Here is a 25,649-nt window from a genome sequence, read left to right as displayed (position 1 = left end):
GGTGCGTGCCCACGGAAAGCACCGGGGGCACGCACCCACGTCGGACGGACCTTCTAACCGAAGTTCACGTCACTGCACCACATGTAGGCCTGGTCCAGGTGCGAGGCCTGCCAGATCGTGAACACGACGTGGTGTCCGCGGTAGGCGCCGGAGGTCTGGACGTTGAACGTGATGTCCTTGGCAGGGGCGTACCTGCCGGTCTGCGTGATGAAGTCGAGGTTGCCCCAGCCGAGTCTCTGGGTGGTGGGGTCGTACCCGTTCTTGCTCACGTAGACCCTGAAGTAGTCGGCACCATGAGTGGCCTGGTCGTACAGGTGCATCGAGAAGGTGCTGCCGACGTTGGTGGTCTTCCACCGGCCAGGTGTGTTCAGGGAGTTGTTGCGGGACAGGGCGTTGCTGCAGAGCTGCCCGTCCGGGGTCCTGGCCTGGAAGTTCCCGCCGAGCCCGTCCCGCAGCGCGCTCATCCAGTTCCACATGGTGTCGGCGTTGGCCTGGAAGGCCTGCCAGCACATGGGATCCTGTTGCTGCATGGCGGGATTCGTGTGCTGACTGCCCCAGGTCTGCCAGCACTGGTAGGCGCGGGTCGCGGGGCCGACGATGGTGCCGTGCGCCGAGGCCGGTGGGGCCCAGAGGACGGTGCAGGCCAGCACGCCGACGATCACGGCGATGATGCCTCGACGTCTGGCGACGGAACCGGAGGTAGTGCGCGGACGCATGGTTGAGCCTCCATTCTCCGATGATCGAGCAACAGCGATCGATCTGGGAGCGCTCCCAAATTCAGGCTATCCGTAACCCTCCGAGATCGCAACGATGCATTGAGTGACAGCGACGACGCAGGCCCCGTCGAATCCAAGTCGGCCGACCTCACACCGCGTTCGCAGTTTTCGCCCTCCTCCAACGCTTCGACTCGATTCGACGGTCGAATGTGGACCACGCGAAGAACGTCCTCTTGACCACCCACGACCGGGCCACGATTCTGGGAGCGCTCCCAGATCCGTCGACGAGGACGTGATGCGCATGGCAAGGCGCCGCCTTCTCCTGGTGGCCGTGCTCGTGGCGGCCGGACTACCGGCCACACCGACCACCGCGTCCGGTGCGCCCGACGCCACCGTCGTGGTCAACGCGAGGGCGGGGCTGGCCACCGTGCCGGACACCGCGCTCGGCGTGAACCACGCGATCTGGGACAGCCAGCTCGGCACGAACTCGGTCGCCGACCTGCTCGGGGACGCGGACGTGCGGATGATGCGGTACCCAGGTGGTTCGTACGGCGACATCTACCACTGGAAGGACCACACGGCCCCCGGCGGGTACGTGGCGCCGAACACGGACTTCGACACGTTCATGGGTGGTGTGCGCCGGGCTCAGGCGCAGCCGATCATCATCGCGAACTACGGCACCGGCACGCCGCAGGAAGCCGCGGATTGGGTGCGCTACGCCAACATCACCAAGGGGTACGGCGCGAAGTACTGGGAGATCGGCAACGAGCTCTACGGCAACGGCCACTACGGCTCCGCGTGGGAGGCGGACGACCACCCCGACAAGAGTCCCGCCGGCTACGCCAGGGAGACCGTGGCCTACGCACAGGCGATGAAGGCGGTCGACCCGACGATCAAGATCGGCGCCGTGCTCACCACCCCGGCGAACTGGCCGGACGCGATCGTCGCCGCCGGTGACACCGTGAGCTGGAACCAGACGGTGCTCTCGATCGTGGGCCCGCACGTGGACTTCGTCGTCGTGCACTGGTACCCCAGCGGATCGACGGCGGCGGAGACGATGGCGAGCGCGGACCAGGTCACCGACATGACGTACCTGCTGCGCCGGCAGATCACCCAGTACGCCGGGCCGGACGCGGACCGCATCGGGATCGCCATGACCGAGCTGAACACCACGTACGGCCGCAACACCCAGCCGGGCGCGCTGTTCGCGGCCGAGGCCTACACCTCGTTGCTGGAGAACGGCGTTTTCACCGTCGACTGGTGGAACACCCACAACGGTCCCACCAGAGCGTCCACTGTGGCCGGTCAGCAGGACTACGACGACTTCGGCCTGCTCTCCAGCGGAACCTGCCTGGAGGACGGCGCGTGCGAGCCGCCGCTGAACACCCCGTTCGCGCCGTACCACGCGCTGAAGATGCTCAGCCTCTTCGCCCGACCCGGTGATCAGCTCGTCCGCGCGGGTTCCGGTGACCCGTCGGTCCGGGCTCACGCGGCACGGCGGCCGAACGGTGATCTCGCGGTGTTGTTGCTCAACTCAGACCCGGACAACGCACGCACGGTCGCCATCGACTACGCCGGATACTCGCCGTCCGCCGCCTCGCCGACGGTCCACACGTTCACCAACGGTGCCAACGAGATCTCGACCTCGACCGACGGCGACGCGCTCAGCCGGACGCTGCCGCCGTTCTCGCTCACGACGCTCGTCCTGCACCCGGCCGCTCCGGCTCGACTCCCCGCCGCGCCAGAACAACCGGTCTCGGCCCAGGTCACCGACCGGACCGCGACGATCACCTGGCCATCGGTTCCCGGCGTCGTGAAGTACGAGGTCCACCGCCAGCTCGGCACGACCGGCGAGCAGTGGGGCGAGACGTCCGGCACCTCGTTCACCGTCGGCAACCTCAACCCCGGCACCAGGTACACCGTCAACGTGCTGGCGCGCACCGCCGCGGGTGCCGTGTCCTGGGCTTCTCCCCCGCTCACCATCACCACCGGCAGTCCCGCCCAGAGCACCTGCACCGTACGACTGTCCACAGTGTCCGACTGGAGCAGCGGGTACGTCGGCGGCATCGACATCACGAACGCCGGCACCCACCCGATCTCCGACTGGACGCTGACGTTCGACTGGCCCACCGCGCGCCAGCAGGTGGGCTCGGGCTGGAACGCGACGTGGGCCCAGACCGGGACCGCGGTCACCGTCACGGGATCCACCCGCATCGAACCGGACGCGACCGTGGGCGTCGGCTACGTCGGCAACTACACCGGGCCGAACATCCCACCGGCGGTGTTCAGGCTCAACGGAACGCTCTGCCGAACGGCGGCATGAACCTCTTGCTCAAAGGAGAGCGGATGAAGCGGCGGAACAAGGTTCTTGGCGCGCTGCTCGCGGCTGTGACGGCCGCGAGCGCACTGGTCGCCATCGGCACGACCGGCCAGGTCACGGCGGTGGCAGCGGGCGGCACGGGCACCGGGTACCTGCACACCAGCGGGAGCAGGATCCTGGACAGCACCGGCGCGACGGTCCGGCTGACCGGCATCAACTGGTTCGGGATGGAGACCGACAACAAGACCTTCCACGGCCTGTGGGCCAGCGTCACGTGGCGCCAGCAGCTCGACCACATGGCGCAGCTCGGCTACAACACGCTGCGCGTCCCGTTCTCCAACGACGCGCTGAAGTCCGACGCCAGGGCGACCGGCATCAACGACTACACAAACCCTGATCTGGTCGGTCTGTCCCCGTTGCAGATCCTCGACAAGGTCATCGACTACGTGGGCCAGAAGGGGATGCGCGTCATCCTCGACCGGCACCGGCCGACCAGCGCGGGCCAGAGCGCCCTCTGGTACACGGCGGGCGTCCCGGAGAGCACCTGGATCACCGACTGGAAGATGCTCGCCCAGCGCTACGCGGGCAACACCACGGTCATCGGCGCCGACCTGCACAACGAGCCGCACGCCGAGGGCACCAACCCGGCCGCGACCGGTTCGTGCTGGGGCTGCGGCGACACCGCCCGCGACTGGCGGCTGGCCGCCGAACGCGCGGGCAACGCGATCCTGGGCGTGCAGCCGAACTGGCTGATCTTCGTCGAGGGCGTGAGCTGCCCGAGCGGCGGACTGTCGAACGTGTGGGACGGCGACCCGTCCAACGACGAGGACTGCGGCTGGTGGGGCGGGAACCTGTCGAAGGCGGGCCAGTTCCCGGTGCGCCTGTCCGTGCCCGGCCGGCTGGTCTACTCCCCGCACGAGTACGCCACGTCGGTCTACAACCAGCCGTGGTTCAGCGCTCCGGACTACCCGGCGAACATGCCGGCGATCTGGGACAAGTACTGGGGCTACCTGTACAAGCAGAACATCGCTCCGCTGATGATGGGCGAGTTCGGCACCACGCTGGCCAACCCGGTCGACAAGGTGTGGCTGGAGAACCTGATGGCCTACACCGGGACCGGCGTCAACGGCATCTCGTTCACCTACTGGTCGTGGAACCCCAACTCCGGTGACACCGGCGGCATCGTCGGCGACGACTGGACCACGGTCAACCAGGCCAAGCAGAACATCCTCCAGCCCTACCTCATCCCGCCCACGGGTGGCGGTCCCGGCCCGACAACCACCACGACGACCACCACTGGCGGCGGCACCGGCGGGTGCAGGTCGGCCTGGAAGCTGGACAACTCGTGGCAGGGCGGCTTCCAGGGCGCGCTGACCGTCACCAACACCGGGACGAGCGCCGCCAACCCGTGGACCGTCGTCTTCACGCTGCCCAGTGGTGTCACCATCTCCAACGGCTGGAACGGCACCTTCAGCCAGAGCGGCACCACGGTCACCGTGACGGCGCCGTCGCACAGCCCGTCTCTGGGTGCGGGAGCCGCGGTGTCGCTCGGCTTCACCGCCAACGGCACGACGAGCACTCCTTCGGCCGTCACGCTCAACCGGGCGACCTGCACCACCTGACCAGTCCCTGGTCCGCGGTGCTGTGGGGGCGCCGCGGACCAGGGACACTCACGGGCGCGAACAACCCCCTGGCCGGGGAAGTCTGACTTCTGCACACAGCACCACGAGGAGCGGACGACATGCCCACCATCACCCTGACCCAGCAGACCACCGCGACGCCCGAGCAGTTCGTCGCGGGACTCACCGACTTCGGCCCCGGCCGCGCGGACCTGTTCCCCAACAGCACCGACGCCGACCTGCGGGTGCACGACCGGGGCGACACGTTCGCCGACGTCACCGAGGGGTCCGGCGGCATCTGGGAACGCCTGCACTACGACTGGTCCGATCTCGGCCACGTCGTGCTGACCACCGTCGACTCCAACGTGTGGGGCGGACGTTCCGGCCACACCTACACGTTCACCAAGCAGGCCGACGGAACGACGCTCGTGCACGCCCACGTGGTGCGCGAGGGCAAGAACTTCAAGGGCAAGCTGCTCGGTCTCTCGCTCGGGTTGCTCGGCAGGAAGGTGCTCGGCGGGGCGCTCGAGAAGACCGTGAGGGCCATCGAGACCAGGGGTTAGGTAAGGGTGCCCTAGGTCAACGCGACGGGCGGAAGCTAACGTAACCCGTCGTGAGCATGGTCGTGGAGCGACGCGGGCTCGAACCCGCACCGGCACCGGAGAGCCCGCACCGGCGGCGGCGCCTCGGGCTGGCGGGTCTGCTGGTGTTGCTGGCCGTGGCGTCGGTGCTGTCACTGGTGATCGGCGCGCGGTCGCTCACCCCCGCCGAGGTGTGGCAGGGGCTGTTCGGCGATCCCGGCGGCGACCAGCGGCTCACCGAGATCACGCTGATCGTGCAGACGCTGCGCGTGCCGCGGACGGTGCTCGCGCTCGTGGCGGGCCTCGCGCTCGGCGTCGCGGGCGCGTTGATCCAGGGGCACACCCGCAACCCCATCGCGGACACCGGCCTGCTCGGCGTCAACTCCGGGGCGTCGTTCGCCGTGGTGCTCTCGGTCTACCTGTTCGGCCTGCAGAACCCGGTCCAGTACATGTGGTTCGCGTTCCTCGGCGCCGGGGTGGCGGGCGTGGTGGTCTTCGGGCTGTCGAGCCTCGGCCGCGGCTCCGGCAACCCGCTCACGCTCGCGCTGGCGGGCCAGGGCGTCACGGTGTTCCTGGCCGCGATGACGACAGCGGTGGCGTTGGGCGACAAGCAGACGCTCGACGTGCTGCGGTTCTGGAACGCGGGCTCGGTGCAGGGCGTCGGGTGGGACGTGATCGTCGTCGCGGCGATCTTCGTCGGCGTCGGGCTCGTCCTGGCGATGATCAACCTGCCGGTGCTCAACCTGCTCAACCTCGGTGACGACGTCGCGCGCGGCCTCGGCGTGAACATCGCGGCCGGACGCACCGTCGGCGTCATCGCCGTCACCCTGCTCGCGGGCGCGGCGACGGCGGCGTGCGGGCCGATCGCGTTCCTCGGCCTGATGGTCGCGCACATCGCGCGATGGCTCACCGGACCGGACTACCGCTGGCTTGTGCCGTACGCGGGGCTGCTCGGCGCGGCCGTGCTGCTGGTCGGAGACATCGCGGGACGGCTCGTCGTCCGTCCGGCCGAACTGCAGGCCGGCATCGTCATCGCCCTCATCGGCGCCCCGTTCTTCGCGGTGCTGGTCTGGCTCGGGAAGTTCAGGCAGGCATGACCACCGCACCGGAAGCACCCGAAATGCACCGCGGCGTCCGCGTCGGTGGCTGGTCCTGGGTCTGGCGGCCGTGGGTCGTGCTCGTCACGGTCGTGCTGGCGGCGCTGACGTTCCTGATCTTCTGCGTGTCGATCTCGATCGGCGACTTCACGATCGAGCTGCCCGCCGTGGTCAGGACGTTGTTCGGCCAGGGCGAGCGGGTCGACGAGTTCGTGATCATGGACCTGCGGATGCCGCGCGCCCTGGTCGGTCTCCTCGCCGGGGTCGCGCTCGGGATCTCCGGCGCGCTGACGCAGTCGATCGCCCGCAACGCGCTGGCCAGCCCGGACGTGCTCGGCATCACCGGCGGCGCCAGCGCGACCGCGGTCTTCATCGTGACGGCGGGCGGCGGCACGGCGATCGGCGGCGTCATGGGCCTGTCGGCGGCGGCGCTGACCGGCGGGCTGCTGACCGGGTTGCTCGTCTACTTCATGGCGTGGAAGAAGGGCATCGACGGGTTCCGGCTGATCCTCATCGGCGTCTCGGTCAGCGCGGTCATGCAGGCGGTCACGACGTGGCTGCTGGTGCTGGCCGACATCCGCGACGTCGCCCGCGCGCAACGCTGGCTCGTCGGATCGCTCGACTCGCGGGCGTGGACCGAGGTCTGGACGACGCTCTGGGTCACGATCGCGCTGGTCGTCGTCGTGATGGTGGTCGCCTTCCAGATGCAGCCGATGCACTTCGGTGACGACGTCGCCGCCGGACTCGGCGTCCGGCACTCAGTCGTGCGCGCCGTCCTGCTGATGTGCGCGGTGCTGCTCGCGGGCGTCGCGGTCTCCGCCGCGGGCCCGGTGCCGTTCGTCGCGCTGGTCGCGCCGCAGATCACCATGCGACTGCTGCGCTCCCCCGTGCCGCCGCTGCTGGCGTCCGGTCTTTTCGGAGCGCTGCTGCTGATCGGCTCGGATCTGCTGGCGCGCAGCGTGCTGCCCAACGACCTGCCGGTCGGCGTCGTCACGGCGATCATCGGCGGACCGTTCCTCGTCTACCTGCTCGTGCGCGCGAACGTGAAGCGCGCGACCTGAGGTAAGCCTCCATTAAGTAAGGTTGTCCTATGACCGCGCTGCGCAACGATGCCGCCCGACTGGGCGCCGAGGGCGTCACGGTCGGGTACGCCGACCGGGTCGTGCTCGACAACCTGGACGTCGCCATCCCCACCGGGGTGATCACGACGGTCATCGGGCCCAACGGCTGCGGCAAGTCGACGTTGCTGCGCACGCTGTCCCGGTTGCTCAAACCGCGCCAGGGCACGGTGCTGCTCGACGGTGGCGACATCGCGCGCCTGAAGACCAAGGACGTCGCGAAGCGGATGGGCCTGCTCCCGCAGACCCCGATCGCGCCGGAGGGACTGACGGTCGCCGACCTCGTGGCCCGCGGCCGGCACCCGCACCAGAGCTGGTTGCGCCAGTGGTCGAGCGACGACGCGGACGTCGTGGCCAAGGCGTTGCACATGACGGGCGTGGCCGACCTGGCCCACCGTCCGGTCGACTCGCTGTCGGGCGGGCAGCGGCAGCGGGTGTGGATCTCCATGACGCTCGCGCAGGGCACGGATCTGCTGTTGCTGGACGAGCCGACGACCTATTTGGACCTCGCGCACGCGATCGACGTGATCGACCTCGTCGACGACCTGCACGAGGGCGGCTGCACGATCGTCATGGTGCTGCACGACCTGAACCTGGCCGTCCGCTACAGCGACAACCTGATCGTGATGAAGTCCGGATCCATTGTGGCGCAGGGACATCCGAGCGACGTGATCACGAGCGATCTGCTGCTGGACACGTTCGGCCTGCAGGCGAAGGTCATCGACGATCCCGTGAGCGAACGGCCGCTGATCGTCCCGATCGGCCGGACCCACGTGGTATCGAAGAGTGACCAAGACCTTGGTTAGCCTGCCCTAACTGGGTGATAAGGTTCGGCTGTCCTAATTTCCCCCGCCGCGTGGGCAGCGAAGAAGAGGTGCCGAATGGGCCAGAGAACGACCATGACCTGGAAGCGACTGACAGCCGTGGCAGCAGCCGCCGTTGTCGGTGCCAGCGTCCTCGCCGGGTGCGGTTCCTCCACGCCTGCCACGACCCCGGACGCGGGCAACGCCGCCGGTGGCACGTTCCCGACCAAGGTCGAGCACTTCTTCGGCACGACGGAGATCAAGGAAGCGCCCAAGCGCGTCGTCTCCCTCGGCTACACCGACGAGCAGACCCTGCTGGCGCTCGGCGTCGTCCCGGTCGGCATGGTCGACCAGTACCCGAACCCGGACGGCAAGACGCCGGACGTCAACACCCAGTGGCCCTGGGTGAAGGACAAGTGGGGTTCGGCCAAGCCCGAGGTCGTCATGAAGAACGGTGACACCGAGCCGAACTTCGAGAAGATCGCGCAGCTGCGCCCCGACCTGATCGTCGCCGTCTACTCCGAGGCGACCCAGGAGTGGTACGACAAGCTCTCCAAGATCGCGCCGGTGGTCGGCCGCACCAAGGAGGAGAAGGAGCCCTTCTCCGCCAAGTGGCAGGACAACGCGCTCCAGGTCGCGAAGGCGGTCGGCAAGGCCGACGAGGGCGCCAAGCAGATCAAGGCGATCGACGACAAGATCGCCGCGGCCAAGGCGGCCGACCCGGGCTGGGCGAACGAGACCGCGGTCGTCGCGTCCTGGTACAAGGACGCCATCGGGCCGTTCTCCACGACCGACGTGCGCAGCCAGGTCATCACCGGCATCGGCTTCAAGGGCAACACGAAGGTCGACGAGCTCGCGGCGGGCAAGTTCTTCGTGTCCCTGTCCCCCGAGCGCATCGACGTGATGAACGTCGACCGCATCTTCATCATCAACGACGAGGCGGACCTGAAGGCGCTCAAGGGTTTTGAGCTCTTCAACAACCTGCCCGCGGTCAAGGCCGGCAAGGTCCACTACATCCTCGACGGCGAGGGTGCGGCCGTCGGTGCCGCGATCTCGCAGGCGACCCTCGCGTCGATGCCGTACGCGGTGGACGAGCTGGTCAAGGCCGCCAAGTCGGTCAGCTGACCTCCTTCTGACACAACAGTTCCAGCGAAAGGCCTCCCCTCGTGACCACGAGCGTCTCCGTCCCGCCGGCGAAGATCCTGCGCACGGCGTCCGGACGGGAGGCCTCTCGCTGGGTGCTCGACCACTGCCGCTCCGCCCCCGGTCTGCCGATCGCCACCGTGCTGGCGACGGTGGCCGGGGCGGTGCTGCAGATCATCCCGGTGTTCCTGCTGGGCACCGTGGTCGACGGCGTCACGCAGGGCCGTGACGCGTCGATCCTCTGGACCATCGGCATCGCGACCGTCGTGTCGGCCCTGGCCGGTGCGGTCATGACCGCCGTCTCGACCTACCTCGTCGGACGCGTCGGCGCGGAAATGCTGGCGCGCCTGAGGGAAGGCGCGGTGCGCGCGGTGCTCGGGATGCCGAGCGCGCGCATCGAGGAAGTCGGCCGCGGTGACGTGCTGTCGCGCGTCGGTGACGACGTCGCGGTGATCTCCAAGGGTTTCCGCACGGCCATTCCGACGATCTTCTCGGCGGTCGTGCTGGTCGTGATCGCGACCGCGGGCATGTTCGGGCTCGACTGGCGGCTCGGTCTCGCCGGTGCCTGCGCGCTGCCCGCCTACTGGCTGGCGTTGCGCTGGTACCTGCCCCGGTCGCAGCCGCTCTACCGCGCCCGTTCCGAGGCGCAGGCCGATCGCGCACAGGCGTTGATCAGCGGCCTCGACGGCATCGCCACCGTGCGGGCCTACCGCCTGGAGAACGTCTTCCGGGACAAGGTGACCGCGGAGTCGTGGCGGGTGCGCAACATCGGCATCGACGTCTTCCGGTTCTTCGGCCGGTTCATCGGCCGCGAGAACCGCGCCGAGTTCATCGGCCTCGGGCTGATCATCGTCGTCGGCTACTTCCTGGTGACCAACGGGCAGTCCTCGCTGGGCCAGGTCTCCGTTGCCGCGCTGCTGTTCCACAAGTTGTTCGTGCCGCTCGGCCTGATCATGGCGTTCTTCGACGAGGCGCAGAAGTCCGGTGCCGGGCTGACGCGACTGGTCGGCGTGACCACCGAGTCCGACGGCGACGAACTCGTGCGCAGCGCGGTGGCCGTCGACGCTGACGCACAACCACTTCCGGTGTCGGTGCGCGGGCTTTCCTTCCGCTATCCCGATTCCGAGCACGACGTGCTCGAGGACATCGATCTGGAGATCCCCGCCGGCACGTCGCTCGCGTTGGTCGGCGCGACCGGTGCGGGCAAGACGACGCTGGCGGCCCTGGTCGCCGGCACCGGCACTCCGCTGGCCGGATCCGTGCACATCGGGTCGTCCGATCTCGTCGATCTGGACGAGGCGGGCGCCCGCGCGTTGGTGAGCATCCTGACCCAGGAGGCCCACGTCTTCGCCGGCCCGCTGGCCGAGGACCTGCGGCTGGCGGCACCGGACGCGACCGACGACGAGCTCATGGACGCGCTGCGGACCGTGGGTGCGGACACGTGGGTCGAGACGTTGCCGCAGGGCCTGCAGACCGACGTCGGTGAGGGTGGCGAACGCCTCGACGTGACCAAGATCGCCCAGATCGCGCTGGCCCGGCTGGTGCTCGGCCGCTCCCCCGTCGTCGTGCTGGACGAGTCGACGGCCGAGGCGGGCAGCCAGGGTGCCGCCGCGCTGGAACGAGCCGCGCTCGCGGCCTGCCGGGGCCGCACCACACTTCTGGTCGCGCACCGCCTGACCCAGGCCATCGCCGCGGACCGGATCGCCGTGCTCGACGCAGGTCGCGTGCTGGAACACGGCACGCACGAAGAACTTGTGGCGCGTGACGGGCGTTACGCAGCTCTTTGGGCCGCTTGGCGATTCGGAACGGCAACTACTTAGGTTAGGCTTCCTTCACCGATGTGAAGGGATGGCTGAGTCGTCGATGGAACAGATGGCCGACCGTGACGTACTTCTTTCGACCGCCCGGATCGCCTCCGTTCGGCGCCGTGCCGGTGAGTACCCGCAGCGGACCATCGCCGTCGCGAGTGCCGTCGCACTGAACCACTGGGCGACCCCCGGTTTCCGTGTCGACGGGTTCGAGCTCACGCCCGCGACGCTGTTCAGCGACCTGCTCGTGTGGGCCGACAAGGGTCAGGCCTGGGACGTCACCGAACGACCGGACGGCTGGGCCGTTCCCGTTCCGGACGGTGTCGACCTGGCCGAGGCCGAGCGCGCGCTCGCCGACCTCGCCGAGTTCCCCAACCGCGCCATCGGCACGTTGACCTCGCAGACACTCGAGGAACGGCTCGCGGACCTGGCCCGCTGGAACGACAACGAGTTCCCGCGTGACCGGCCGAGCATCGTGGAGTTGTTCCGCGAGCAGGCCCGGCAGCGCCCGGACGCGGTCGCGATCAACGACGGTGACCGCGCGTTCACCTACGGCGAGGCGCTGACCCAGTCCAACCAGCTCGCCCGCCACCTGGTCGAACGCGGTCTCACGGAGGAGCAGGTCGTCGGCATCTCGCTCGACCGCTCGGCCGAGATGGTGATCAGCCTGCTCGCCGTGCTGCAGGCCGGGGGCGCGTTCGTGCCGCTGGACCCGCAGTGGCCGGCGTCGCGCCGCGAGTCCGTGATCACCGACGCGCAGGTCGTCTTACTCCTGGGCAGTGGCCAGGAGAACGAGCCCGCGGCCGTCGAGGTCGACCTCTCTTCCTGGGGTTTCTCGGACTACTCGGGCGATCCCACCGATGTGACGATCCGCGGCGCGCAGCTCGCGTACGTGATGTTCACGTCCGGCTCGACCGGCCGTCCCAAGGGCGCGATGATCCGGCACGAGGCGATCAGCGAACGCCTGCTGTGGCAGGTGAACCAGATCCTCCACTTCGGACACTCCGACGCGTCGCTGTTCAAGGCGCCGCTGTCGTTCGACATCTCCATCAACGAGATCTTCCTGCCGCTGGTGTGCGGCGGGCGGACCGTCGTCGTGCGGTCCGGCGGCGAACGCGACCCGCACCACCTGCTGCAGACGATCGACCGCCACCGCGTGACGTTCGTGTACCTGGTGTCGTCGATGCTCGACGTGCTGCTGAACATCGCGGGCGACGGTGAGCTGGCCAGCCTTCGGCACGTGTGGTGCGGCGGCGAGGTGCTGACTCCCGAGCTGTACGACCGGTTCCGCACGCAGCTCGACATCCCGATGTACCACGGGTACGGCCCGGCGGAGGCCACGATCGGCGTCTCGCACGTGATCTACCGGGGTGAGGCCGAGCGCCTGTCGACGTCGATCGGCAAGGCGAACCCGAACACCGACCTCTACGTGCTCGACGACGAGTTGCGGCCGTGCCCGGTCGGTGTCGGCGGCGAGCTGTACATCGGCGGGTTCCTGCTGGGGCGCGGGTATGTGAACGCACCCGGCCTAACGGCGTCGCGGTTCGTGGCGAACCCGTTCGCCACCGACGGGTCGCGCCTCTACCGGACCGGTGACCTGGCGCGGTTCGCGCCGGACGGGTCGCTCGACTTCCTCGGCCGCGTCGACAACCAGGTCAAGATCCGCGGCATGCGGCTCGAGCTGGAGGACGTCGAGGTCGCGCTGGCCGAGCACCCGCAGGTCCGGCACACCTGCGTCGTGGTCAGGAAGAACTCGGCGGGCGGCAACTACCTCGTCGGCTACGTGGTTCCTGCCGATGAGAGTCTGACCTCGGACGCTGTGAAGCAGTGGGCGGTCGAGAACCTCGTCGAGTACATGGTCCCGACCCACATCGTGGTGATGAGCGAGTTCCCGTTGACCGCCAACGGAAAGCTCGACCGCCGCGCCCTGCCGGAGCCCGTGGTGGAGACCGGGCCGGTGACGGCGGCGGCCAACGACGACGAGGCCGTGATCTGCGCGGCCGTCGCGTCGGTGCTGCGGGTCGAGCAGGTCGGTGCCGACCAGGACTTCTTCGAGCTGGGCGGCGACAGCATCCTGGCGATCTCGCTGCTGTCCGCGTTGCGGGCGGAGGGCGTGTTCGTCACCGCCACCCAGATCTTCGTGAACCGCACTCCCCGCGCGCTGGCCGCGGTGGCGACGCGGGACGGCGCTGCGGTGGTCGACCACGACGACGTTCCTACCGGTCCGGTCGCAGGGCCGCCGATCGTGCAGTGGCTCGGGGAGACGACGGACGCGATCGACGGGTTCGTGCAGTCGGTCGTGCTCAACACGCCTGAGGCTCTGACCGCTGATGCGCTGACCCAGATCCTGGACGCGGTGGTCGCGCGGCACGACATGCTGCGCGCCAAGCTGGTGCGGGGCTCGAGCTGGTCGTTCGACATCCCCGCTGACGGTGTTGCGTTGTGGGACGAGAGCGACGCGCCGCTGGAGGAGTGCGTCGCGGCGGCGACCGAGGGGCTGGACCCGGACGCGGGCGGCATGCTGCGCGCGGTGTGGCGGCCTTCTGCTCGGCAGCTCGTGATCGTGATCCACCACGTGGTGATCGACGGTGTGTCGTGGCGAATCCTGTTCGACGATCTCGCTCAAGCCTGGCAGCAAGTGTCTTCTGGTGAGGCTGTGGAACTCCGGCCGGTCGGCACGTCGTTCCGGCGCTGGACCCAGTTGCTGGAGAAGGCCGGGTTCGAGGGCGATCGTTCGTACTACGAGCGTCCGCTGCCGGGTGCGGATCAGCTCCTCGGCCGACGCGAGCTTTCCGATGCCGATGTCGTTGCGGGCGAACAGGTTCGCACGGTGACCGTGGGTTCGGCCGCCACCGCCGCGTTGCTGGGCGACGTGCCGGCGTTGTTCCACGCCAAGGTCAACGACGTGCTGCTGACCGGTCTCGCGGTCGCGCTGGCCCGGTGGCGGCGGGACAACGGGCAGGACCAGACGTTCGCGCACATCGAGCTGGAGGGCCACGGCCGTGAGGGCCGGTTCGTGCCGCTCGACCCCGACCTGTCGCGGACGGTCGGCTGGTTCACGACGCTGTTCCCGGTGACGGTGGATCCGGGTTCCGCCGATGATCTGGGTGCGGCGTTGAAGCGGGTCAAGGAAGACCTCGCTCGGGTGCCGAGCAACGGTGTCTCCTACGGCGCGCTGAAGTACCTGGGGCGTGCGGAGTTCGACGCGTCCCGGCCGCAGGTGCTGTTCAACTACCTCGGCCGGTTCGCCGGTGGCACGTCCGGTGACTGGCAGCTCGCGGAGAACGCCGGTCAGCTCGGCGAGAAGCGCGACCCGGCGATGCGGCTGCCCAGGGCGCTGGAGTTCAACGCCTCGGCCGAGCCCGGCGCGGACGGCTCCCTGGAACTGGTCACCGTGATCTCGTGGCCGTCCGGGGTGTTCAGCGACGAGGACATCGCGCGGATCGGCGCGTACTTCGTGGCTGCGCTGGAGGGGCTCGCCGCGTTGACGCAGGGCGGCCACTCCCCCAGCGACTTCGACCTGCTGCCGCTCACCCAGTCCGATGTGGACTCGCTGGATTCTTCGGTGTTGCGCGACATCCTGCCGCTGACGCCGTTGCAGGAGGGTCTCTACTTCCACTCGGTGTTCGACGACGAGTCGGCGCACCGGTACGTCGAGCAGCAACTGCTGACGCTGACCGGCCCGGTGGACGCCCGCAGGCTCGAAGCGGCCGCCGCCCGAGTGCTGGAGCTGTTCCCGAACCTCGCCGCCCGGTTCGTCGGTCTCGCCGACGGACGGGTCGTGTCGGTGCTGGAGTCCGGCGTCCGGCCGGAGTTCTCCACTGTGGACGGTCTGGGCATGACCGCCGAGGAGATCCAGGAGTACGCCGAACGGGACCGCGTCGCCGGGTTCGACCTCGCGCGCGGCCCGTTGATGCGCTTCACGCTGATCCGGGTCGCCGCTCAGCGGTTCGTGCTGGTGCAGACCGTGCACCACATCATCGCGGACGGCTGGTCGGTGCCGCCGATGCTGCGCGCGCTGCTGGCCGAGTACTCGACGCCCGGTTCGGTGCATCCGCGCGGCAGCTACGCCGACTACGTGCGCTGGCTGGTCAACGCCGATGCCGTGGAGAGCGACCGGGTCTGGTCCTCCGAGCTGGCCGGCCTCGCGGCGCCGTCGTTCGTGGCCGAGGGGCACACGCCGTCTGAACTGTTCGACGACGTGGTGATCGACGCGGCTCCCGACCTGGACGCCGCGGTACGTGCGGCCGGTGTGTCGCTGAGCGTGGCCGTGCACAGCGCGTGGGGCGTGACGCTGGGCGGCATCCTGGGCAGCCAGGACGTCGTGTTCGGGTCGACGGTGTCCGGCCGTGACGCCGATGTTCCCGGCATCGACGAGATGGTCGGCCTGTTCATCAACACGATTCCCGTGCGCGTTGGCTGGTCTGGTTCTTCTGCGCGTTCGTTGCTGGAGTCGGTGCGCGCGCATCAGACCGCGGTGTTGCCGCACCAGCACGTGTCGCTGACCCGGATCGGGCGGCAGGCTCAGCACGGTTCGGCGTTCGACACGCTCGTGGTCTTCGACGTGGCCACCGACGTGACGGCGCTGGAGGGTCCGTTCAAGATCGCCGAGGTCGTGAACGAGGGTGCGCCGCACTACCCGTTGACGCTGGTGGTCGAGCGGTCGCTCGACGGAGCTTTGCGGTTCAACCTCATCTACGACACGACGGTCGTGCGCTCGGACGGCGCCCGCAGGATCGTGCAGGCGTTCTCGGACACGCTGAACTCGTTGCTGCACGAGGAAGAAATCCCCGCAGTCTCGATTTCGTCTTCGCGTGCCGCGGCCTCTGTCGAGCCGGTGACGCTGGCAGAGCTGTTCGACGCCGCCGCGGTGCGCGATCCGTCCGCGCGGGCCGTGACGATGTGCCACCTCGACGGCAGCGCCGAGGGCCTGTCGTACGGGATGCTGGCCGACGCCAAGGACCGGCTCGCTCGTAGCCTGGTCAATGCCGGAGTTGGTCCGCGCCAACGGGTCGCGGTCGCGATCGGGCGGTCGTTGCAGCAGGTCGTCGCGCTGGTCGGCATCGTGTCGGCTGGCGGCGCCTACGTGCCGTTGGATCTTGCTTACCCGGACGAGCGGCTCCAGTACGTCCTCGCTGACTCCGCGCCCCAGGTCGTGCTGGTCGAGGCTGAGCATCGCGAACGCTTCGAGCGTCTGCTGGTCGCGGCCGGTGTGTCGGCGCGGGTGCTGGTGTACGGCGAGGAAGTCGCTGGCGACGCACGGGTTCCGTCGTTCGACTGGCGCAACCCGGCCTACGTGATCTACACGTCCGGCTCCACGGGTAAGCCCAAGGGTGTCGTCGTGTCGCACGCCAGCGTGGTGTCGCTGCTGGCGAACACCCAGCCGGACATGAACTTCGGGCCGGACGACGTGTGGACGCAGTTCCACTCGTACTCGTTCGACTTCGCGGTCTGGGAACTGTGGGGCGCACTGGTCCACGGCGGCGAACTGCTCGTCCCCGACCACGGCCTGACGCGCTCGCCGGTCGACTTCCACGCATTGGTTCGGTCGCGTGGCGTCACTGTCCTGAACCAGACGCCGTCGGCGTTCTACCAGTTCATCGAGGCGGACCGGCTGAGCTCGCCGCTCCCCGCGCTGCGCCGGGTGATCTTCGGCGGCGAGGCGCTGGAACTGTCGCGGATGCGCGGCTGGGTCGAGCGCTACGGGACCACGCGGCCCGAGTTGGTCAACATGTACGGCATCACCGAGACCACGGTCCACGTGACGCATCGGGTGCTGGATTCCCTGGACTTCGAGTCTGGGCGTGAGGTCAGCCCGATCGGCGGGCCGATCCCCGGTCTGCGCACGTACCTGCTGGACGGCGCTTTGCGGCCGGTCGCTCCTGGGCAGGTCGGGGCGATCTACGTGGCGGGGTCGCAGCTCGCTCTGGGCTATCACAACCGGCCGGATCTGACGTGCACCCGTTTCGTGGCGGACCCGTTCGCGGCTGACGGTTCGCGGATGTACAACTCTGGCGACCTGGCCAGGCGTGCGCTGGACGGCTCGCTGGAGTTCGTCGGCCGGGCTGACAACCAGGTGCAGCTCAAGGGGTTCCGGATCGAGCTGGGCGAGGTGGAGTCGGCAGTTCGCTCGGTACCAGGTGTCGTCGACGTCGCCGTGACGGTGGCGGACACCGCCGACCACCTCGTCGCGCACGTGGTGGGGTCGCCGGCTGCGGATTTGCTGAGCTTGCTCGGGTCGAAGCTGCCGGTGCACATGGTGCCGCAGCGGATTCTGCCTCTGGACGCGTTGCCTTTGACGGTCAACGGCAAGCTGGACCGCAAGGCGCTGGAATCGCGCGCTCGTACTTCGGAGGATTCGCCGGTTGTCGCCGGCTCGCCGGCGTTGGAGTCGCTGGTCGGCATCTTCGCGGACGTGCTGCCCGGGACTGCGGTGGACGCGGACACGGACTTCTTCGTGGCCGGTGGAGACAGCATCATCGCGATCGGGGTGGTGAACCGGGCTCGGGCTTTGGGGGTGCGGATCGCGCCTCGGGACCTGTTCCTGCACAAGACGCCTCGGGCGCTGGCTTCCAAGTTCGCGGTGGCACCGGTGGCCGCGCCGGTCGTGGGCTCCGAGGTTCAGGACGGGCCGGTGGTGCCGACGCCGATCGTGCTGCGGCAGCGGGAGCTGGGCGGGGAGCTTCGGCTGTTCGCCCAGGCGCGGCAGGTCGAGTGCGCGAGTCTGGCGGACGCTCAGCGTGCCGCCGACGCCGTGGTGAAGGCGCACGCGGCCCTGCGGATGCGGCTGACGGTGACGGACGGGGTGTGGTCGTTCGGAATCACGGACGGTACCCAGCCCAGCGGAACCGCGGACGGTACCCAGCCCAGCGGAACCGCAGACGGGACGCAACCCCTCGGAATCGATTCCGATTCGCAGGCCCCCTGGGGGGATCGGGTCCCCACTCCAATCATCCCAAGCGGGTCCGACAGTTCTGGTGATCTTGAGATTCCGGTGGTCCGAGCGACCACCGACGACCCTCAGGCCGCCGCCAACGAAGCCGCCCGCCGCCTGAACCCCGAAACCGGCGTCATGGCCGCCTTCACCTGGCTCGAACCCACCCAGACCCTCGTCGTCGTCATCCACCACCTGGCCGTGGACGCAGTCTCCTGGCTGATCCTGCTCGACGACATCAACGCGACCCTGCGAGGCGAACCCCTCGCACCCGCCACCACCCCGTTCAGCGCCTACACCCGCGCCCTCACCCTCCAGGCCCAGACGAGCACCGGCCTGCGCCACTGGATCGAGGTGCTCGACACCCCGTCCCTCACCCCGCAGATCAGCGACCAGCGCGAGGTCACGGTCAACCTGTCCGCCGACATCACCGACCGCGTCGTGCACACCGCACCGACCGCGCTCGGCATCGGCCTGACCGAACTGCTGGCAGGCGCACTACGAACCGCACTCACCGAAATCCAAGGCACGCCCACGGATCTCGTCATCGAGTTGGAGCGCCACGGCCGGGTAGCGGCTCTCGAGCACCACGACTACACGCGCACGGTCGGCTGGTTCACCTCCATCGCGCCGGTGAAGCTCAGCGCGCACACCAACCCCGTCGACGCCGCACGTGAGCTTGTGCAGCGTCAGCCGGACGAGGAGCAGCACGTCGGGTACGGCCGGTTGCGGTACCTGAACCCGCAGACCGCGCCCGTGCTGGCCGCGCTGCCGAGGCCGCAGGTGCTGTTCAACTACCTCGGCCGGGGCAGCGAGTCGCGGGCGATCCACCTCGACACGGGCTCGCAGCCGAGCCCGTACGCCGTCGAGGTCAACTGCTGGGTCGACACCGGCACCGGCAGCCTGCGGGCGACGTTCGCGCTCACCGAGGACGTGTCGGACGAGATCGCGGCACGCTGGCTGCTCGCGCTCGAACGCATCGCGGACACCTCGGTCACCGCGACCCGCACCGCGCCGTTGTCGCCGTTGCAGCGCGGTCTGTACTTCCAGGCCGCACTGAGCGCGGCCGGGCATTACGTGGCGCAGAGCTACTTCACGTTCGACCGGCGTCTCGACGCCGACAAGCTCGCCAAGGCGATGGCGCACGTCATCGCCAAGCACCCCGTCGTCGGCGCGGGCTTCGCGGACGAGGACGGCACGCCGGTCCAGGTCCTCACGTCCGGCGGTCAGGTCGAGGTCCGCACGGTCGACGTGCTGAACCAGGACGCGGTGGACGCGCTGCGGGTCGAGGACCGGGGCACGGGCTTCGACCTCGAACAGCCCCCGCTGGTGCGGCTCACCGTGCTGCGGCTGCCGGACGGCCGGGACGCGTTGCTGTTCAGCTACCACCTGCTGCTGTGGGACGGCTGGTCACGCGAGATCGTGCTGCGCGACCTGTTCGGCGCCTACCAGGCGCTCCTCGCGAACGAGCCGGTCGACTCCACGCCCGCCTCGCCGAACTTCGAGAGCTACTGCCGGACGCTGGCGGCCAAGGACCAGCAGGCGGCGGAACGGTTCTGGGGCGACTACCTGGCGGAGCTGCCCGGTCCGACGCTGCTCGGCGACGGGTCCACTTCGGACACCCTGCCGACGAAGATCGTGCGGACGCTGTCCGAAGAGGACTCCAGCCGCGTTAAGGAAGCGGCCGGCAGGCACGGCGTGACGCTCAACTCGGTCGTCACCGGCGCGCTCGGGCTGGTGCTCGGCAGCGAGACCGGCCGGGGCGACGCGGTCTTCGGTGTCACGGTCTCCGGACGTGAGGAGGAGGGCACCGAGGGCATCGTCGGCGTGCTGCTCAACACCGTGCCGATGCGGGTCCGCGCCAAGCCTCAAGACACCGCGGCCGAGTTCCTCGCGAACGTGCAGGCCTCGCGGGTCGACGCCATGGAGCACGAGCACGTCGGGCTCGGCGAGATCCAGCGGGCGAGCGGGCACGACCAGCTGTTCGACAACCTGTTCGTGCTGCAGAACTTCCTGGACGACAGCACGTTCGACGAACTCAACGCGCGCAACGGGATCATCGACCACGAGTCCGAGGACTCGACGCACTACCCGTTCACCTGGGTCGTCACTCCGGGCCGGCAACTCACGGTCAAGCTGGAGTACCGGCCGGAGGTCACCGCGCCGGAACTGGCCGAGCGGCTGTTCGACGACTACCTGCGGATCCTCACCGACCTCGCCACCGCCGAAGGCCCGCTGGGCACGATCCGCGGCACGGGACCGGAGCCGGAACTCAACCCCGCCAACGACTTCGGCACCCTGACCGTGGTCGACCTGTTCGACCAGGCCGCCGACCGCAGTCCTGACAAGATCGCCCTGGTCGCGCACGGCAAGACGATGACGTTCGCGGAACTCAGGGACCGCAGCCGGCACCTGGCCGGAGTGTTGACAGCTAAGGGAATCGGCGTCGAGACGTCAGTCGCCATCGCGGTGCCGCGCTCGCTCGACTGGGTCGTCGCGCTGTTCGGAATCCTGCGCTGCGGCGCGGCGTACGTGCCGCTGGAGCTGGACCACCCGGACGAGCGGATCGCCGCGATCATCGAGGACGCCCGGCCGTCGCTGATCATCACGACGACGGCGGTCGCACCGCGGATCCAGAGCGACACCTTCACGCTGGACGAGCCGTGGCCGGACGCCGAACCGGTGGTCACGTTCGCACCCAACGACTCCAACAGGCTCAAGCACGCGGCCTACACGATCTACACCTCGGGAAGCACCGGCAAGCCCAAGGGCGTCGTGACCGAGTACGCCGGCCTGACGAACATGCTGGTCAACCACCAGCGCAGGATCTTCGAGCCGGTGCTGGCCGAGCACGGGCACCGGACGTTCCGGATCGCGCACACCGTGTCGTTCGCCTTCGACATGTCGTGGGAGGAGCTGCTCTGGCTCGCCGACGGCCACGAGGTGCACATCTGCGACGAGGAACTGCGCCGCGACGCCACCGGGCTCGTCGAGTACTGCCTGAAGCACGAGATCGACGTCATCAACGTGACGCCGACCTACGCGCAGCAACTGGTGGCCGAAGGGCTGCTGGGAGCCGAGCACAAGCCCGCGCTGGTGCTGCTCGGCGGTGAAGCCGTCACACCGACGCTGTGGCAACAGCTCGCGGACACCCCCGGCACGATCGGCTACAACCTTTACGGGCCAACGGAGTACACGATCAACACGCTGGGCGTCGGCACGTTCGACTGCGTCGACCCGGTGGTCGGCGTGGCGATCGACAACACCGACGTCTACGTCCTCGACCCGTGGCTGCGCCACGTGCCGGACGGTGTCGCGGGCGAGCTCTACGTGTCGGGCGTGGGCATCGCGCGGGGCTACCTCGGCCAGCCGGGGCAGTCCGCCGAACGGTTCGTGGCCTGCCCGTGGGTGCCCGGCGAGCGGATGTACCGGACCGGTGACCTGGTCATCCGGCGCCCCGACGGCAACCTGCTCTACCTGGGCCGCACGGACAAGCAGGTCAAGATCCGCGGTCACCGCGTGGAACTGGGCGAGGTCGAGGCGCGGTTCGCCGCCCACGACGGCGTCCGGTTCGTCGCCGCCGTCGCGCAGGCCGACCCGCAGGTCGACGGCGCGTACCGGCTCGCGGCCTACCTCGTTCTCGCGGACGGCGCGGACATCCCGTCGATCGCGGCGGAGGTCGGCGCCGGCCTGCCGGACTACCTGCGGCCCTCGCACTACGCCGCGGTGGACGCGATCCCGCTCACGGTCAACGGCAAGGCGGACACGTCGGCCTTGCCCGAGGCCCGCCCGCTCGGCACCCTGATGACCAAGGTCGAGGAACGCGAACTGACCGAGACCGAGATGATCGTCCGCGAGATGTTCGCGGAGGCGCTCGATCTCGACGAGGACGAGGTGGGCATGACGAGCGGTTTCACCGACCTGGGTGGGCACTCGATGCTCGCGGTGCGGCTCATCGGTCTGCTCCGCCGCGAGTTCGGTCCCGTGGTCACGATCCGCGACCTGCTGTCCCTCTCCACCCCCGAAGCGATTGCGCGGCACGTTGACGAACACTGAAGTCCGCACCGGCAGGGAGATCCTGCGGGTCGCCCTGCGCCGCAACCGAGGCGCCATGACGGCCGGGACCCTGCTGATGGGGTCCTACCAGGCCGCCGAGACCGCCGTGCCGATCCTGCTCGGCGTGATCGTCGAGTACGCGCTGCGCGGCGGGCAGCTCAGCTCGCTCGGGCTGGCGCTGCTCGCGCTCGGCCTCGTGATGGCCACGGTGTCGTACTCGTGGCGGTTCGGCATGCGCATCCTGCAGAAGGCGAACACGACCGAGGCACACCGGTGGCGCGTCGAGGTCGCGGACCGCGGCCTGCAGCCGGTGGCGCGCGAGGTCGACCTGAAGTCCGGCGAGGTCCTCACCATCGCCACCGAGGACGCCGACCAGACCGCGGACATCATCGAGGTGGTGCCGCTGCTGATCAGCTCGCTGGTGTCGGTGGTGATCACGGGTGTCGTGCTGGCGGTGATCAGCGTGCCTCTGGGTGTGCTGGTGTTCGTCGGCACGGCGGCGATCCTGAGCGTGCTCAGCGTGATGTCGCGGCGGATCGGCACGAACACCCAGGTGCAGCAGGCGAAGGTCGCGCGGGCCGGGGCGAAGGTGTCCGACCTGATCGCCGGTTTGCGGCCGCTGCACGGGTTCGGCGGCAGCTACGCGGCTTTCCAGGCCTACCGCCGGGTGAGCACCGAGGCGAAGAAGCAGTCGATCGTGGTGGCCCGCGTGAACGGCATCTACGCCGGTGCTGCGCTGGCGCTGAACTCGTTGCTGGCGGCGGCGGTGACGCTGTGGGCGGGCCTGCTGACGTTCCAGGGCGAGATCACCATCGGTCAGCTGGTGATGGCGGTCGGCCTGGCGCAGTTCCTGATCGAGCCGCTGAAGCTGTTCTCGGAGATGCCCAAGTACGTGATGATCGCGCGGGCCTCTGCCGAACGGATGGCGTTGATCCTCGCCGCGCCCGCGCTGATGACGCCTGGCGTGGAGGAGCCCGGTCCGGAGAGCGGGCTCGACGTCGCCGGCGTCACGCACGGAACGTTGCGGGACTTGACGTTCTCCGTGCAGCCCGGCGAGTTCGTGGCGATCGCGGCCTACCAGCCCCAGGCTGCGGCCGAACTGGCGTCCGTGCTGTCCGTCGACGTGCCCCCGGCTTCCTACGAAGGCGTGGTGCGGGTGGGCAAGCAGGAGGTCGCGTCGCTGACGATCGAGAGCGTGCGCACCCACCTGCTGGTCAACCCGTCGCACCACGAGGTGTTCGCGGGAACGTTGCGGGAGAACGTGGATCCGGCCGGCTCCAGCACGTTGGTGGAAGAAGCCGTGTCCGCGGCGATGCTGACCGACGTCGTGGCCCTGCACTCCGACGGGCTCGACTACGCCGTACGCGACCGAGGCGCGAACCTGTCCGGCGGGCAGCGGCAGCGGTTGTCGCTGGCACGGGCGCTGGCCGCGAACCCGGAGATCCTGGTGCTGCACGACCCGACCACGGCGGTGGACGCGGTGACCGAGCAGCTCATCGCCCGCAACCTCACCGAGTTGCGCCGCGGCCGCACGACGGTCGTGATCACCAGCAGCCCGGCGTTGCTCGACGTGGCCGACCGGGTGATCGTGCTCGACGGCGGCGCGGTGACGTCCGAGGGCACGCACCGCGAACTGCTCGGCCGTGACTCCTCCTACCAGCTGGCGGTGGCCCGATGACGAGGTTCGAGTGGCGAGGAGGCCCGGCCTCGCTCAGGTTCGAGAGCGTGCTGGACCCCGTCGAGCTGACGCACGAGCAGGACGACCTCTGGTCCGCCGAGGTCGAGATGCCGGACCGGCTGCGCATGACGTACCACTTCGTGGACGCCGAAGGGGACGAGCACGCCGATCCGTCGAACCCGTCCGGTGCAGGCCCGAACCGGTCGATCTTCGCGACCCCGGGCCTGGAACCGCAGCCGCACTGGCCGGTCGTCGGACCGGACGAGGTGCTGGACGTGCCGTCGCTGCGGATCCGGTGGAACGGTACGTTGGGGCGCAAGACAGTTCGCGTGCACCAGGGCGGTGAGCCAGTCGTGCTGCTGCTCGACGGCGACGACTGGATGTACGTGCACCCGGCCGTGGCGGCGTTCGAGTCGGCGGTGAAGAACGGCGAGATGCCGCCCGCCACGCTGGTTTTCCTTCCCACGCCACGTGATCGTGACGCCGAGTACAGCTCTTCCGCGCTGTGGCAGGCGATCCGGGATGAGCTGCTGCCGTTGCTCGCGGAGAACGGCGTGACCGTGGATCTCGAACGGTTCGTGGTCGCCGGGCAGAGTCTGGGCGGGCTCAGCGCGTTCCGTGCCGCCCTGGACTTCCCGGACCTGGTGTCGAAGGTGGCCTGCCAGTCCGGGTCGTTCTGGTACACCCGCGACCTGCCCGAACACGGCCTTTCGCTCGACGGTCCGGCCGGCGGTGACACCGCCTCGCAACTGCGTGCGCTCCCGGATCTGTCCGGTCTGCGCGTCGCGTTCGACGTCGGCGAGCACGAACCGAGGATGCACCGGCACTGCGAAGCCGTCGAAGAGCTTGCGGTGCAGGCGGGTGCGACGGTGCGGGTGAACCGCTCCCCCGCCGGACACGACCGGGCGGGCTGGCGGCACGCGCTAGTGCGCGACGTCGCTTGGTTGCTGAGTTAGGTTCCAGCTGGCCAGCAGGCGCAGGTTCTGCTCGGACGACGACCCCGGCTCCACCGTGTGCAGCGCCATGGACATGTCGGGGTCGCCGTCCACCGTGAACGACTCGTAGGCCACCGTGATCTCGCCGACGACCGGGTGGTTCAGCGCCTTGGTGCCGTGGGCGTGCAGGTACACGTCGTTGTCGGCCCACCAGCGGCGGAAGTCGGCGTCCCGGACCGAGAGCTCACCGACCAGCGCGGCCAGCTTCGGGTCGTGCGGATGGCGTCCGGCGTAGATGTGCAGGTGCGCGACGGCCAGACGGGCGTTGGCCTCCCAGTCGAGGTAGAGCGCGCGGGCCGCCGGGTCGAGGAACATGAACCGGACCGGGTTGCGGTCCTGCGGTGACGCGGCACCGAAGTCCATGTACAGCGCGCTGGCCAGGGCGTTCATCGCCAGCACGTCCGAACGGCGGCCCAGCAGCATCGCGGGTACGTCGGTCATCGAGTCCAGCACCCTGAGCAGGCCGGGCCGGACCCGTTGCGGTGGCAGCGCCTGGGTTTTGCGCGTCGGTTTGGCCACTGTGTACAGATGAGCGCGCTCGGTGTCGTTGAGCTGCAACGCTCTCGCCAGTGCGTCCAGAACGGACTCGGAGACGTTGACGTTGCGGCCGCGTTCCAGTCGCACGTAGTAGTCCACGCTCACGCCGGCGAGCTGCGCGACCTCTTCCCTGCGCAGGCCGGGAACCCGGCGAGTGCCCGGCAACGCGGGCAGGCCGGCGTCCTCGGGCGTGACCTTCGCCCGGCGGGAGCGGAGGAACTCGCGGAGTTCGGTGTTCACCTCT

At 69.3% G+C, this 25,649-nt stretch carries 13 protein-coding genes; 11 read left to right on the top strand and 2 right to left on the bottom strand.

Features of this window, described 5'->3' with window-relative positions; all coding sequences use genetic code 11:
• Positions 1–53: 53 nt before the first annotated feature.
• Positions 54–716, bottom strand: a complete 663-nt coding sequence (locus ACH413_RS20495) for a lytic polysaccharide monooxygenase (RefSeq protein WP_360035778.1) — start codon at positions 714–716, stop codon at positions 54–56.
• 301 nt (positions 717–1,017) lie between these two features.
• Here ACH413_RS20495 and ACH413_RS20490 point away from each other — a divergent pair, with 301 nt between their 5' ends.
• From ACH413_RS20490 to ACH413_RS20440, 11 genes are all read left to right on the top strand, one after another.
• The gene (locus ACH413_RS20490) at positions 1,018–3,039 is read left to right on the top strand and encodes a cellulose binding domain-containing protein (protein WP_360035781.1); all 2,022 of its coding nucleotides are present in this window, start codon (positions 1,018–1,020) and stop codon (positions 3,037–3,039) included.
• Between the two features lie 23 nt (positions 3,040–3,062).
• Positions 3,063–4,658, top strand: a complete 1,596-nt coding sequence (locus tag ACH413_RS20485) for a cellulase family glycosylhydrolase (RefSeq protein WP_360035784.1) — start codon at positions 3,063–3,065, stop codon at positions 4,656–4,658.
• Between the two features lie 119 nt (positions 4,659–4,777).
• Positions 4,778–5,218, top strand: a complete 441-nt coding sequence (locus ACH413_RS20480) for a hypothetical protein (RefSeq protein WP_360035787.1) — start codon at positions 4,778–4,780, stop codon at positions 5,216–5,218.
• Between the two features lie 56 nt (positions 5,219–5,274).
• Positions 5,275–6,333 carry an iron ABC transporter permease gene (locus tag ACH413_RS20475; protein WP_360036073.1) on the top strand — a complete coding sequence of 353 codons (1,059 nt, stop codon included), beginning with the start codon at positions 5,275–5,277 and terminating at the stop codon, positions 6,331–6,333.
• Positions 6,330–7,394, top strand: a complete 1,065-nt coding sequence (locus ACH413_RS20470) for an iron ABC transporter permease (protein ID WP_360035790.1) — start codon at positions 6,330–6,332, stop codon at positions 7,392–7,394. Before ACH413_RS20475 ends, ACH413_RS20470 begins: the two co-directional genes overlap by 4 nt.
• 29 nt (positions 7,395–7,423) lie before the next feature.
• Positions 7,424–8,257, top strand: coding sequence for an ABC transporter ATP-binding protein (locus tag ACH413_RS20465; RefSeq protein WP_360035793.1), 834 nt, complete (start codon positions 7,424–7,426; stop codon positions 8,255–8,257).
• Positions 8,258–8,350: 93 nt separating this feature from the next.
• Positions 8,351–9,379: an iron-siderophore ABC transporter substrate-binding protein gene (locus tag ACH413_RS20460; protein WP_360035796.1), complete on the top strand. Its 1,029-nt coding sequence runs from the start codon at positions 8,351–8,353 to the stop codon at positions 9,377–9,379.
• 41 nt (positions 9,380–9,420) lie between these two features.
• Positions 9,421–11,217 carry an ABC transporter ATP-binding protein gene (locus ACH413_RS20455; protein ID WP_360035798.1) on the top strand — a complete coding sequence of 599 codons (1,797 nt, stop codon included), beginning with the start codon at positions 9,421–9,423 and terminating at the stop codon, positions 11,215–11,217.
• Between the two features lie 28 nt (positions 11,218–11,245).
• Positions 11,246–22,195 (top strand): amino acid adenylation domain-containing protein, encoded by a 10,950-nt coding sequence (locus tag ACH413_RS20450; RefSeq protein ID WP_360035801.1) that lies wholly within the window; start codon positions 11,246–11,248, stop codon positions 22,193–22,195.
• The gene (locus ACH413_RS20445) at positions 22,182–23,873 is read left to right on the top strand and encodes an ABC transporter ATP-binding protein (RefSeq protein WP_360035804.1); all 1,692 of its coding nucleotides are present in this window, start codon (positions 22,182–22,184) and stop codon (positions 23,871–23,873) included. The genes ACH413_RS20450 and ACH413_RS20445 overlap by 14 nt, the downstream gene beginning before the upstream one ends.
• Positions 23,870–24,829: an alpha/beta hydrolase-fold protein gene (locus ACH413_RS20440; protein WP_360035807.1), complete on the top strand. Its 960-nt coding sequence runs from the start codon at positions 23,870–23,872 to the stop codon at positions 24,827–24,829. Before ACH413_RS20445 ends, ACH413_RS20440 begins: the two co-directional genes overlap by 4 nt.
• On the opposite strand, the gene ACH413_RS20435 is transcribed toward ACH413_RS20440, so the two are convergent.
• Complete coding sequence (locus ACH413_RS20435) at positions 24,797–25,645, bottom strand: helix-turn-helix transcriptional regulator (RefSeq protein ID WP_360035809.1); 849 nt, start codon at positions 25,643–25,645, stop codon at positions 24,797–24,799. The two genes, ACH413_RS20440 and ACH413_RS20435, sit on opposite strands and share 33 nt — an antisense overlap.
• Positions 25,646–25,649: the final 4 nt, after the last annotated feature.

The organism is Lentzea sp. NPDC020367, from assembly GCF_044387305.1.
GTDB lineage: Bacteria > Actinomycetota > Actinomycetes > Mycobacteriales > Pseudonocardiaceae > Lentzea.
Note: the sequence above shows the minus strand (reverse complement) of the source record. Positions and strands in the feature narration are given on the sequence as shown.

What these genes read in the sequence shown, in the direction of transcription:
- ACH413_RS20495 (WP_360035778.1), bottom strand. Translation starts at nt 716, where the DNA reads ATGCGTCCGCGCACTACCTCCGGTTCCGTCGCCAGACGTCGAGGCATC.
- ACH413_RS20490 (WP_360035781.1), top strand. Translation starts at nt 1,018, where the DNA reads ATGGCAAGGCGCCGCCTTCTCCTGGTGGCCGTGCTCGTGGCGGCCGGA.
- ACH413_RS20485 (WP_360035784.1), top strand. Translation starts at nt 3,063, where the DNA reads ATGAAGCGGCGGAACAAGGTTCTTGGCGCGCTGCTCGCGGCTGTGACG.
- ACH413_RS20480 (WP_360035787.1), top strand. Translation starts at nt 4,778, where the DNA reads ATGCCCACCATCACCCTGACCCAGCAGACCACCGCGACGCCCGAGCAG.
- ACH413_RS20475 (WP_360036073.1), top strand. Translation starts at nt 5,275, where the DNA reads ATGGTCGTGGAGCGACGCGGGCTCGAACCCGCACCGGCACCGGAGAGC.
- ACH413_RS20470 (WP_360035790.1), top strand. Translation starts at nt 6,330, where the DNA reads ATGACCACCGCACCGGAAGCACCCGAAATGCACCGCGGCGTCCGCGTC.
- ACH413_RS20465 (WP_360035793.1), top strand. Translation starts at nt 7,424, where the DNA reads ATGACCGCGCTGCGCAACGATGCCGCCCGACTGGGCGCCGAGGGCGTC.
- ACH413_RS20460 (WP_360035796.1), top strand. Translation starts at nt 8,351, where the DNA reads ATGACCTGGAAGCGACTGACAGCCGTGGCAGCAGCCGCCGTTGTCGGT.
- ACH413_RS20450 (WP_360035801.1), top strand. Translation starts at nt 11,246, where the DNA reads ATGGCTGAGTCGTCGATGGAACAGATGGCCGACCGTGACGTACTTCTT.
- ACH413_RS20440 (WP_360035807.1), top strand. Translation starts at nt 23,870, where the DNA reads ATGACGAGGTTCGAGTGGCGAGGAGGCCCGGCCTCGCTCAGGTTCGAG.